The following is a 12,336-nucleotide window of genomic DNA, read 5'->3' on the forward strand; positions in this document are numbered from 1 at the left end:
GTTTAAAATCTATTATATTGTTTCCGTTTTGTTACCATCGGCCACTTGCGCCGCCTCCGCCGAAGCCTCCACCACCAAAGCCACCAAAACCTCCTCCGCTGCCACCGCCAAAGCCGCCGCCACCAAAGCCACCACCATTTCCACCACCTCCTTTACCGAGGCTGTTCAATAGCGTCCACCAAAAAAGATCCGAAGAACCTCTACCAGTAAGAACACGCCCTCCGCGGTTTCCGCCACCGCCATTTCTGGAGATCAAGGAAATGACTACAATGACAATAATAATGATCACAACAACCGGAACACCACCGTTTTCACGTTCTTTTCGCTCTCTTCTCGGATCCGCTTTGTATTCCCCTTTTGTATAAGAAATTAAGGCATCGGTGGCTTTATCCAGTCCGCCATAATAGTCTTCCTGACGAAATGCAGGCGCAATTTCATTTTGAATAATGCGATGAGCAATAACATCCGGCACGGCTCCTTCCACGCCGTAACCTGTCTGAATGGTAACTTCGCGGTCGTCCAAGGCTGCCAACAGTAAAATACCATTGTTGTTACTACCTTGGCCTACACCCCATTTTTGAGCGAGTCTCACCCCGTAATCATGAATTGAAAATTCGCCAGTAGAGCGCATCAAAACAACCGCAATTTGGGTAGACGTGGTATCTTCAAATGCCAGCAGCTTTCTTTCCAAGGCCTCCACATCTGCCGCACGCAAGGTACCAGTATAATCGTTGACCAATTGCCTGGGCTTGGCGGGAAGCTCCTGTGCCTGCCCAACAAGAGAGCAGATAAACAGAAATAGTACTATTAGAACCGTATACTTTAGGTCTGCGTATAGACCAGTTATTGTTCGCATGAAATTCTTAATTTTTACCAAAATGAATATCGTCAGGCAGCTCATTGACATCATCCAAGCCACGCGGAAAAAAACGCTGCAGCTGTTCGCCGGCATGTTCTATTCCCACGACCAATCCTTCGACCAACTCACCATTTTTGAAAAAAGCAGCCATCTGCTCTTTGGTGTCATCCCAAAAATGGGATTCCACCTGTTGGTTGATACCTTGGTCACCGATGATCGCGAACTCATGGTCTTCCGTAGCCAAATAGATCAATACGCCATTCTTAAGGCGCGTTTTATGCATGCCCAGCTTCCTGAAATAGTGAATAGCCGCCTCGGTAACTGATGTGGCTGCAACCTTACGATCCACGACCAAACGGATCTCGCCAGAGGTCTTTCCTTCAGCCACACTAATGGCCTGAACGATCCTATCTTGGTCAGCTGTTGAAAATATCTCCATTGTTATACTAAACTTGACCGGCTGTGCAAATCATGTTGTTACAAATCGGCAGCAGCGGCATAAACACAAACATCCAATTCGATCTTAGAAAGATACCGTCGGCGCCTTATCCGATCCTTCTGCAGCTTTGAATGTACCTTTAGCCTTGAAGCCAAACATACTTGCCATAATGTTGTTCGGGAAGCTGCGAACGGTCGTGTTGTAATCCTGCACGGCCTCATTATACGCTTTACGCTCTACCGAAATACGGTTCTCGGTGCCCTCCAATTGTACCTGTAGTTCTTGGAAATTGGCGTTTGCTTTTAAATCCGGATATGCCTCTACGCTGACCAGTAGACGGCCAATAGATTGTGAAAGGGCATCCTGCGTTTGTTGAAAATTTGCTATTGCCTCATCCGATAGATTGGATGGGTCTACTGTAACCGAAGTCGCTTTAGCGCGAGCCTCCACTACGGCTGTTAATGTTCCCTCTTCGTGCTGTGCAGCTCCTTTGACGGTTGCCACGAGATTGGGAATAAGATCTGCCCGACGCTGGTATGCATTTTCCACTTGCGCCCATTTGCCTTTGACGTTTTCATCTTTGGAAACCATGGTATTGTATCCACAGGAACTAAAAGAAAGCGCGGTAAACAATCCAACCAAAACAATTAGTAATCTTTTCATGTGCGATGTTTTAATCTATTTTCTATAAAAATAATAAAAATGTTTAACAGTATAAAGCACTAATCAAAGGCTATACCAAGCTTTGAAAATGATACACTTTGGCAGACATTGCGTAACTTTGCAGCGTTTTGGGATAAAAACCCAGCTTTATTGTATGCAAAAAGAAATTGAAATTGCCCTAGCGCCCGAATTCATTTACGATACCGAATACTTACTCAACGTAGGAAGTAAGCAGTTGAAGTTAGATAAAAATCGGATTAAAGGCCACCACATCCGTAAACGCTCGATCGACGCACGCGGGCGTCAGGTACTATATCGGCTACGTGTTGTTTTTTTTATAGACGAGCCCTATACCCCCGAGATCTTCTCGACAACAATAAAAAAGGTTGATAACGCACCCATCGTTATTATTATTGGTGCCGGACCTGCGGGGCTGTTTGCTGCCTATAGATGTTTGGAACGAGGGCTGAAGCCCATCGTCATTGAGCGTGGCAAAGCCGTTCAGGAAAGACGGCGAGACTTGGCGCGCATCAACCGGGATGGGGTCGTCAATCCGGAGTCCAACTATTGTTTTGGCGAAGGCGGCGCCGGCACTTATTCTGACGGCAAGCTATATACCCGATCGAACAAGCGCGGCGACGTACAAAAAGTGTTGCAGATCTTTGTGCAGCATGGTGCTACGGACGATATTCTGGTGGATGCGCGTCCACACATTGGTACCAATAAACTCCCGCATATTATCGAGGACATGCGTAACTGCATCCTTTCGCACGGTGGCGAGATACGGTTTGACACTCGCGTAGATGACATCCTAGAATCTTTTGGGCAGGCACGTGGTGTGCGCACCTCAAACGGCGAGACGATCCATGCTGATCATGTCATCGTCGCTACAGGTCACTCGGCCCGTGATATGTTTGCTCTTTTCCGTCGCAAAGGCTGGCTTGTTGAAGCTAAAGCCTTCGCCTTGGGTGTACGTATCGAACACCCACAGACGGTTATTGACCAAGCGCAGTACCATTGCAGCACACGTCATGAAAATCTGCCAGCAGCCTACTATAGCTTGGTAGAACAGGTACAGGATCGCGGTGTTTTTTCATTTTGCATGTGTCCGGGAGGCATCATCGCGCCCTGCGCGACAGCTGCTGACGAGATTGTGGTCAACGGTTGGTCGCCCTCAAAGCGCAACAATCCCCACGCCAATTCGGGCACTGTCATACAGATTAACCTCGAGGATGTTCCTGCCTCGGCTTCCGATCCATTTGCACTATTGGACTTCCAGCAAAAGATCGAACAACAAGCTTTTCGTTTAGGCGGCGGGCAGCTTGTCGCTCCGGCACAACGCATGGTTGATTTTGTGGAGAGACGCGTATCGAGCAGCCTACCTGAAAACTCCTATAAACCGGGAACACGAAGCGTAGATCTTAACGAAGTCCTACCCGACTTTGTGCACCAGGCTTTACGAGGAGCACTTCCTTTGTTTGGAAAGAAGATGAAAGGTTATTACAGCAACGAAGCGATCCTGGTCGGCGTAGAATCTAGAACATCTTCACCGGTACGTATCCCGCGAGATAAAGATAACCTGCAACACCCCCACGTCAAAGGGATCTACCCTTGTGGCGAAGGTGCCGGCTATGCTGGAGGCATTGTATCTGCTGCTATTGATGGGATTAACTGTGTGGATGCGATCAGACTGTAGCGCGCTCCATTTGCTACGGAAGCATAAGCTTTTCTCGTGGTAAGGCGCATCAAAAATTTAAAAAAGCTATTGACAGATAAATATCAAATCACTACCTTTGTACCACAATCAGCGAAAGTAGCTCAGTTGGTAGAGCACAACCTTGCCAAGGTTGGGGTCGCGAGTTCGAATCTCGTCTTTCGCTCTAAAAAGCTTTCCATAAAATGGGAGGCTTTTTTTATGCTTTTTATCCTCCTCAGCCTCGCTAGGGATCATACCGAATTCTTGGGGGGATAAAATTTAAGCATATAATTTCATTACTCTGTACAGGAAGAATTTTGCATCCCTGACTCCGCGGAATATACTCCTAAAGGCTTTAAGTTTTGCATTGAAGGATTCGGCTGAAGCATTTGTACTATTATTGTCGAAGTAGTGAAGGATATCTGTGTGGTGTGCTGCAATTGACCGAGCGACACTCTCAAAAGATGCAATACCGGAGTTTTCTACCTGATTGTGCCACAGGCCAAGCTTGGTAAAAGCTACCGTCTTATCCTTGCATTTGTTGAAGATATCTCCCAGTGCCATCGCCAAATCATACGCTTTCTTTAACAGGGGAAAACGTACAAATAAGATTTCCGCACGATGCTTTTGGCTTTCTGTCCATTTGGAAGGATGTTTGAACAGCAGGTATCTTGATCTTGCCAGTAGCTGTTTGATGGTATCGCCATTGGACAGCAGCTCAGGGTCGTAGGGAATACCTTTCTTACGGGCACTGGCGATCTTCCTACTCTCTTCATCCAGCACCTCCCAACGATACCTTATACGGAGTTCCTGAACGGCATCATAAACCAGTTTCTGCACATGAAACCGATCGATGACCCTTCTGGCATTCCCAAAACACCGGCGGATTGCCTTTGCCATATTGGGAGCCATATCCATCGTTACTTCACGAACTTTATTTCTCAACCTGAGCGGGATACGTTCCAGTACAGTGATGATATCTTCTGCCTTTGTTCCCTTAATGCTGGCCAAGATGGTGCCTTTTCTTCCCTTGGAGGCTTTGCTGCCCACAACGGTATAGAGTTCGCCATTGCTAAAACTGGTCTCATCGATACTCAGCCGCTCGGAGATATTTGCCGGAAATACCGTCCAGTACTCGGCGTGGTGTTTCTGATCCCAATCATGAAAGTCGCTCAGATGGTTCCTGTACTGATCCTGCAGCTGCTTACCATCCAGCTGAAAGAGAAGTCCCAAAAGATGCGCACTGATGGGATGGTTATCCAAATATCCCCTTTAAAAAAAGCCCGAATTCCGTAGTCATCCGAGCACCTTCATGAACGAGGTTCCAATCCCTGGTAATGATCTCCCGTGTATCCAGCACGGTCCAACGTCTACGTCTGATATGTAGGGTGACTTTTTGGCCCCGGATGGGAAAGTCCTTGATCTGGGAAACCGGCATAAAGCCTTTGGATTCCAGCTTACTGTTTTCATAGCCTGAGGGAGCAATGTTCCTTTCATCAAGATAGATGTGAAGTTCTCCATCAACCTTGGAAACATCAATAATATCAAAATAATCTAAAAGCCCTTCGGGCATCAATAAAGACAGTAATTTACGTTCAGCGTCTTGCAAGATAATCTATTTTAAGAGCGCTAAGCTAAGAATTTATTCTATGCCCCCCCAAAGATTCTGCTTGATCCCTCGCTAGAGCATGTTTTAACAGCTCCGAGATGGACGAGATTTGCTAGAAATGCTACGTAGCATTTGACTGTCTTCATTTAAAATTATTCTTTTGACGAGCGTCAAAACGTTATTGTCTACTGTTTGCTTTTTCTCGCTGTATGCTTCTTTCACTTCGAGAAACAGCAATATGCTTTTGAGCAATGATCGGTTTTCATTGAAGTATGACTACTTTAGATACTCAGCTGCATTATTTATTCATTTTAGCATCAATTGATTATTGTCGAGATAAATAAACGCCTTGACGGAGTATTGCCATTCAGCGATAAGTATCAACTTGCCGGCTGCAGCGAATACTATTGCCGAGACAAAATTCATCTCATTAAAAACATATTTCATATAGATTAATTGAGGTGTCGCACAACGAATGCTACGTAGCATTCGTTCGCAAAAAATCTAGAAATCTATGTATTAGGAGTAGTTCCCTTTCTTGAAAAGGGATTACAAAACATTGTTATCTAATAAATTAAAGCCAAAACAAGCCTTAGCTTCGTTGAAAGATAAAGTCTCCTATCGATTAGCTACTGCTGTAGAGCTGAAATTGTACTCCAACGCAACATCCTACGGAAGTGGGGAAGCTTCAGGAAACAAATACAGACCGATGGCTGAAGAAAAGCAAGTGTACCTTGACTTCAGCATAGTTTCCTGTGCAAACAAAAAGCGTTCGGATGTCCGAACGCTTTCTATATGCTATTTTAAAGTTTACTTTACTTGCTTTCTAAGCCTGCAGCAACCAAATTTTCGACATAGCTGCGTACAGCTTCGTTGGAAAAACGAGAGGTCACGTCAAAAGCAAAAGCATGCACCAACAAGATTCGAGCAGATTCTTCGCCGATACCGCGCGCGCGCAAGTAAAAGAGTGCTTCATCATCGAACTGTCCCATAGTACAGCCGTGCGAACATTTCACATCATCTGCAAAGATCTCCAACTGTGGTTTCGTATACACTGTTGACTTATCACCAATCAGCATATTATTGTTTTGCTGGAAGGCATTGGTTTTTTGCGCATCTTCACGAACAAAAATCTTACCATTGAAAACCGCTGTAGACTCGTCTTGTGGGATATTTTTATACCATTCGTATGATTCACAATGTGGCTTCATGTGGTCTACAATCGTATGGTTGTCAACAAATTGCTTACCCGACGTAAGATTGATCCCGTATAGGTGAGATTCCACCTGCTCCGCATCCAAACGAACGTTAATGTTATGACGCACAAAAGATGCTCCTGGCAAGTTACAGTTGTAATTATTATATAAACTATGTTGCTCTTGGTAGATCTCGGTATGGTGAATGTAGTTACTAACCGCTTCGGAAACCTGCAGGTAATAGTGCTGCATTTTCGCATTTTCTTCCACAACGATCTCCGTCACCTTATTATTCAGGTTTTTGGCCGTACCGTCAAGCGTGATAAAAGATTCAACGATTTCCACTTCGGCATGTTGCTCCAACACGATCAGGTTTCGTGTTTGGGCGAAGAAAGATTCGTCGCTACTAGCCACATGCACAATATGAATAGGCTTGCTAACCACCTTATTTTTAGCCACGGCGATGTATACGCCAGCGGTCTGTAAGGCCGTGTTCAGCTGCACCATCACATTATCCGATTTATCTGCATGCTGGGCATAGTGCTTCTGAAAATTGGGCTCGGCGTGCGCTTCCTCAATTGGCTTAACCACCAATCCGATCTCATCTTCCAAGCTCGAAAAAGCAAGCACATACTGTCCATTCACTAAGACGATACGATGTGCATCCAAGTCAGGGATATCAGCCTTACTCGTATCGATATCATCAACCGCCACATCCGTATTCAATACATAACTTGTATTTGTTAAGCTATGCAAGTTGGTGTATTTCCATTCCTCATTCTTTACTGTAGGAAAACCTTCTTGCTGAAAACGTTCAAAAGCAGCTTGACGTATTGCCGTCAGGCTGGCGGGCTCAGGAATCGTTTCTAACTCTTTGAATGAGGTAACGATTTGTTGATATAATGAATCTGCAACTATTGTACTCATGTTATTTTTTATCAATCCGCTGTTTAAATTATCCATAGATAAATCAAATTAGACGGTTTGCGTATCGTATTCTTTTAACCAGTCGTAACCTTTTTCTTCCAATTCCAAGGCCAACTCTTTTGGACCTGTTTTTACAATGCGACCATTGTAAAGTACGTGAACAAAATCTGGCACGATGTAGTCCAACAAACGTTGGTAGTGCGTAATCACCACGAAAGCATTGTCTTTGGAACGCAACTGATTGACACCATTAGCCACGATGCGTAAAGCATCGATATCCAATCCGGAATCAGTTTCGTCCAAGATAGACAATTTCGGGTTGAGCATGGCCAATTGAAAAATCTCGTTCCGTTTCTTTTCACCGCCAGAGAAACCTTCATTCAACGAGCGGTTAGCTAAATTAGCGGAAAACTCGACCAATTTTTGCTTCTCTTTCACTGTCTGTAAAAATTCCTTAGCTTCCATCGGAGGCAATCCTTTATAAGCACGGATATCGTTTACCGCAGTCTTTAAAAAGTTAATGTTAGATACGCCGGGAATTTCGACGGGATACTGAAACGCAAGGAACAAACCTTCGCGAGCACGATCTTCAGGGGCAAGATCCAACAAATCAACGCCATCCAACAAGGCAGCACCGTCTGTAACCTCATAGGAGTCACGGCCGGCCAATACGTTACCTAGGGTACTTTTTCCAGCACCGTTAGGCCCCATAATGGCGTGAACTTCGCCGGCTTTAACCTCTAAATTTAGTCCTTTTAATATTTGTTTGTCTTCAACAGACGCGTGTAAATTCTTAATTGATAACATGTTATTCTGTATTGCTTACTGACCCTAACCACTTTCGAGGAAGCAGGGTCAACGATTAATTTTTATCCTACTGAGCCTTCCAAGGAGATCGCCAACAATTTCTGTGCTTCGACAGCAAACTCCATCGGCAATTGGTTCAAAACCTCTTTCGCATAACCGTTCACGATTAGCCCTACAGCCTTCTCCGAATCAATTCCGCGTTGGTTTAGGTAGAACACCTGATCTTCACCAATCTTAGATGTTGTAGCTTCGTGCTCTAACTTGGCACTGCGATTTTTATTTTCGATGTAAGGAAAGGTGTGTGCACCACAACGATCACCGATCAACAGGGAATCACACTGCGTAAAGTTACGCGCTTTGTCGGCGTTTGGCCCAATCTTGACCAAACCACGATAGCTATTGTGACTAAGTCCTGCAGAAATCCCTTTTGACACGATTTTCGATCGGGTGTTTTTCCCCAAGTGAATCATCTTCGTTCCCGTATCAGCTACCTGCTTGTTGCGGGTCATGGCCACCGAGTAAAACTCGCCAACGGAATTGTCACCTTTCAAGATAACGCCTGGGTATTTCCATGTGATGGCCGAACCCGTCTCTACCTGCGTCCAGGAGATTTTCGCATTGTCTCCTTTGCAAATACCTCGTTTGGTCACGAAGTTATAGATACCACCCTTACCATCTTTATCTCCTGGATACCAGTTTTGCACTGTTGAGTATTTGATCTCAGCGTCGCGTTCTGCAATCAGCTCCACGACAGCGGCATGCAACTGGTTTTCGTCACGCATTGGCGCTGTACAGCCTTCCAAGTAAGAAACATAGGAACCTTCGTCCGCCACGATCAATGTACGCTCAAATTGCCCCGTATTTTGGGCATTGATCCGAAAATATGTCGACAATTCCATCGGGCAACGAACACCCTTCGGAATATAAACGAAGGAACCGTCGGAAAACACCGCGGAATTGAGCGCCGCATAAATATTATCCGTCTGTGGCACCACTGTTCCCAAATATTTTTTGATTAAATCTGGATATTCCTGTACCGCTTCGCCAAAAGAGCAGAAGATAACACCTTGTTCTTTCAGTTTTTCACGGAAGGTAGTCTTTACAGATACCGAGTCAAACACCGCGTCCACGGCAACAACACCGGCCAAAATTTTCTGTTCATCCAAAGGAATGCCCAGCTTCTCGAACGTAGCCAATAACTCAGGATCAACCTCGTCCATGCTTTCCAACTGCTTTTTGGCTTTTGGCGCGGCATAGTACGATAGATCTTGGAAGTCTACTTCTGGATTTTTGAAGTTTTGCCAAGTCGGCATCTTCATGCTCAGGAAATGACGGAAGGCTTTCAAGCGCCATTCCAACAACCATTCGGGTTCATTCTTCTTTGCAGAAATCAAACGAATAGTATCCTCATTAAGCCCTTTAGGGGCAATTTCCATTTCTATATCGGTCGTAAAACCGTATTTATATTCTTCGAGTTCTAACTCTTTTAGTAATTCGTCGTCTTTGGTACTCATTTCTCTTCCCCTTTAAATTATCGGCGATTCCTACCTTATTTTGGACTACAAAGATACGATTTAATAAACAATTACATCTATGCTAGCCACGCATAAAGCCGACTTATCAATAAAAAAATGACAAATCTCATTTTTACGCATTTTAAAGCACTGTGGCCTAAGTGTTTTTTACATTAGCATGATGCCCAATAAGAACGATCAATAAACATATTCACTTAACATAAATTTTATCTATAATATTTCCACAGGTAAAATCCTTTAAATCCGAAATAAAATTTCGTATGTTTACTGATTATAAAATATAATATTCACTGAAAGCGAATACGAAAAATGCCCTACCAACCAGATAAAACAGATCTAAAGATCCTGAAATTACTACAGGAAAACGGTAGAATCACCAATTTGCAATTGGCTTCTAATATCGGTTTGTCTCCCGCGCCGACCCTTGAGCGCGTGCGCAAGCTGGAGAATTCAGGCTTTATCAAGAGCTACCATGCTTTTGTTGATGAGGAGAAATTGGGTTTGGGCATTAAATCGTTTATACAGATTTCTTTAGATTTTCATACCCACAATGCCATTCCCGAATTTGTGGAAGCGGTTAAGGCTATCCCGGAGGTCACGGAATGTCACCATGTGACCGGCAACTGCGATTTCATACTGAAGGTATATGTGAAAGACATCAAGGCCTATGAAGGCGTTATCATGGAAAAGATATCCAAGATTCCGTTTGTGAAAACCTTTCAAACGATGATGATCATGTCTACGAGCAAGAAAGAACCTATTGTCCCTTTGGCGTATTAATCCCTTATCCATGCAATCAAACCATATAGATTACGAGGATCTAGCGCTCATTTTGACCTGGCCGGATGCCACGATAAGGGGCGACGAGAAGTGGATGATGTTTTTCAAAAAAATCGGCGTCGTAAAAAATCTAAACTTCAAAGTTGGACATACAGGCATTGTTATTATCAAGCGCAGCACGGGAGAGATGCTTTTCTATGATTTTGGACGGTATATTGCGCCACGAGGGTACGGGCGGGCTCGTTCCAAGTTTTCTGACCCACGGCTGGAGATCAAGTTCAAAGCAAAATTCGAGGACAGCAAGATCAGCAATCTCGAAGACATTATCAGTCAGTTAGAACTGCTCAAGCCAGCAATGTATGGCGAAGGTATTCTCTATTTTTCCATTGCACGAGGCATAAACTTCGAGTTGGCTAAGGCATATGGTGATGATTGTGTACATCAAGGTACCTATCCTTATGGGGCGGTTGCAAAAAATAACAACAACTGCTCGCGCTTTATCACGCGGATGCTTATGCGTTCGTCGAAGACTTACCGTTGGAACCATAGCATTAATTTTCCGGAAACGATCAAAGCAAGCCCCATCAGCAATGTGGTTAATGCCGTAGCCGACCGCATGGTGTATTCATTTACTGCAGAAGAAGGCTTAAAACACTTTAAGATGAACCGTTGGCAGTCGTTTGGTTTTCTTTTGCAAAAGTTGGGCGACAATGTAAATCGCACAAAAGCCGCATTGTTACCCAACGATTTGATCATCGGCTATATGGCCTTTGCATCCAAACCCATCTCGGTGCCTGTAGATGCCCAATACCTAGGAGGTGTAGGCGACGGTGCTTGGTTCTCGGTTCAGCCGGCTCCGGAAGAAAAGGTGCTTATCAAACGTTTCACGTCAAAAGGCGAGCTAGAATATGTGGTCTTGGGCGAGCCCATGGAACCCATCAACTTAACGGAAGCATTCGAGATCACCTACGATAGCCACCTTTTATTCACCCATATTCGTCAATTGGGACGGAAGATCAGAATAAACCATATACAAAAGCTGGCGCTAGAAACCTACCAATACAAGGATCTTCAAGAGCGCTATGCTTAACGAATTTGCCAGTCTATAGGCTCTTGATTGGATGACAGCAGGTAGTCATTCGCCTTTGAGAAATGTTTGCTGCCGAAAAAGCCTCGGTAAACCGATAAAGGCGAAGGGTGTACAGCTTTCAACATGAGATGCCGTGTATGGTCTATCAGAACTGATTTCTTTTGCGCATAGCTTCCCCATAGCAGAAATACCACATTGTCGCGTTTCTGGGAAATCGCCTGTATCAATTGATCGGTAAACTCCTCCCACCCTCTTTTCTGATGGGATGCCGCCTGATGGGCACGCACAGTCAACGTTGCATTCAACAGAAGCACGCCCTGCTTGGCCCAAGAGGAAAGATCTCCACTTGTTGGGCTGATAAACCCTGGGATATCCGTTGTCAGCTCGGCAAAAATATTCTTTAACGAGGGAGGCAATGCCATGCCGTTTGGCACAGAGAAGGATAAGCCATGTGCTTGTCCATCATTGTGGTATGGATCTTGCCCTAGGATAACAACCTTAACGTTGTCGAAAGAAGTCAGCTTCAAGGCGTTGAACACCAAGTCTTCGGGTGGAAACACGAGCGATATTTTTCGCTCCTGCTGGACGAAAGCCGACAGATTTCGCATAAATTCCTGTTTCAGCAAGGGCTTTAAGATGGGTTCCCAACTGGGGTGATAACGATCTGACATAACACAAATGTACAATTTTACAATTTTATAGGACGAACAAGTTGTATAAGCTCCAAAATAACCG

Annotated in this window: 12 protein-coding genes and 1 tRNA gene; 4 read left to right on the top strand and 9 right to left on the bottom strand. The window is 44.7% G+C overall.

The genetic code is table 11. The features are described 5' to 3' along the window. Positions 1 to 31: 31 nt before the first annotated feature. From SCB77_RS10310 to SCB77_RS10320, 3 genes are all read right to left on the bottom strand, one after another. Positions 32 to 856 carry a TPM domain-containing protein gene (locus SCB77_RS10310; RefSeq protein ID WP_320186354.1) on the bottom strand — a complete coding sequence of 275 codons (825 nt, stop codon included), beginning with the start codon at positions 854 to 856 and terminating at the stop codon, positions 32 to 34. Between the two features lie 7 nt (positions 857 to 863). Further along, on the bottom strand, positions 864 to 1,298 hold the full coding sequence (locus SCB77_RS10315) for a TPM domain-containing protein (protein ID WP_320186355.1): 435 nt from the start codon (positions 1,296 to 1,298) through the stop codon (positions 864 to 866). An 84-nt stretch (positions 1,299 to 1,382) separates the two neighbouring features. Next, the gene (locus SCB77_RS10320; protein ID WP_320186356.1) at positions 1,383 to 1,961 is read right to left on the bottom strand and encodes a LemA family protein; all 579 of its coding nucleotides are present in this window, start codon (positions 1,959 to 1,961) and stop codon (positions 1,383 to 1,385) included. Positions 1,962 to 2,115: 154 nt separating this feature from the next. Here SCB77_RS10320 and SCB77_RS10325 point away from each other — a divergent pair, with 154 nt between their 5' ends. Beyond that, positions 2,116 to 3,657, top strand: a complete 1,542-nt coding sequence (locus SCB77_RS10325; RefSeq protein ID WP_320186357.1) for an NAD(P)/FAD-dependent oxidoreductase — start codon at positions 2,116 to 2,118, stop codon at positions 3,655 to 3,657. 111 nt (positions 3,658 to 3,768) lie between these two features. Further along, positions 3,769 to 3,841 (top strand) — tRNA-Gly (locus tag SCB77_RS10330). Between the two features lie 95 nt (positions 3,842 to 3,936). Here SCB77_RS10330 and SCB77_RS10335 read toward each other — a convergent pair. The 5 genes from SCB77_RS10335 to sufB all read right to left on the bottom strand — a co-directional run bounded on the left by SCB77_RS10335 (position 3,937) and on the right by sufB (position 9,710). Next, positions 3,937 to 4,920: an ISAon1 family transposase gene (locus SCB77_RS10335; RefSeq protein WP_407028958.1), complete on the bottom strand. Its 984-nt coding sequence runs from the start codon at positions 4,918 to 4,920 to the stop codon at positions 3,937 to 3,939. Next, a complete protein-coding gene (locus SCB77_RS10340) occupies positions 4,913 to 5,266 on the bottom strand; it encodes an ISAon1 family transposase N-terminal region protein (protein ID WP_320185153.1) in 354 nt (117 codons plus the stop codon). Before SCB77_RS10340 ends, SCB77_RS10335 begins: the two co-directional genes overlap by 8 nt. An 815-nt stretch (positions 5,267 to 6,081) precedes the next feature. Further along, entirely contained in the window at positions 6,082 to 7,389 is a 1,308-nt protein-coding gene (sufD, locus tag SCB77_RS10345; protein ID WP_320186358.1) for a Fe-S cluster assembly protein SufD, read from the bottom strand. Between the two features lie 48 nt (positions 7,390 to 7,437). Continuing rightward, positions 7,438 to 8,196, bottom strand: coding sequence for a Fe-S cluster assembly ATPase SufC (gene sufC / locus SCB77_RS10350; protein ID WP_320186359.1), 759 nt, complete (start codon positions 8,194 to 8,196; stop codon positions 7,438 to 7,440). 62 nt (positions 8,197 to 8,258) lie between these two features. Then, positions 8,259 to 9,710, bottom strand: a complete 1,452-nt coding sequence (gene sufB / locus SCB77_RS10355) for a Fe-S cluster assembly protein SufB (RefSeq protein ID WP_320186360.1) — start codon at positions 9,708 to 9,710, stop codon at positions 8,259 to 8,261. 330 nt (positions 9,711 to 10,040) lie between these two features. Here sufB and SCB77_RS10360 point away from each other — a divergent pair, with 330 nt between their 5' ends. Together SCB77_RS10360 and SCB77_RS10365 are read left to right on the top strand one after the other, a co-directional pair. Next, a complete protein-coding gene (locus tag SCB77_RS10360) occupies positions 10,041 to 10,511 on the top strand; it encodes an Lrp/AsnC family transcriptional regulator (protein WP_320186361.1) in 471 nt (156 codons plus the stop codon). 10 nt (positions 10,512 to 10,521) lie between these two features. After that, entirely contained in the window at positions 10,522 to 11,601 is a 1,080-nt protein-coding gene (locus SCB77_RS10365; RefSeq protein ID WP_320186362.1) for a DUF6695 family protein, read from the top strand. Here the strand turns inward: SCB77_RS10365 and ung are convergent. Next, entirely contained in the window at positions 11,598 to 12,272 is a 675-nt protein-coding gene (gene ung, locus SCB77_RS10370) for a uracil-DNA glycosylase (RefSeq protein WP_320186363.1), read from the bottom strand. The genes SCB77_RS10365 and ung overlap by 4 nt on opposite strands. Positions 12,273 to 12,336: the final 64 nt, after the last annotated feature.

The sequence above is a fragment of the Sphingobacterium bambusae genome, from assembly GCF_033955345.1.
Classification (GTDB): domain Bacteria; phylum Bacteroidota; class Bacteroidia; order Sphingobacteriales; family Sphingobacteriaceae; genus Sphingobacterium; species Sphingobacterium bambusae.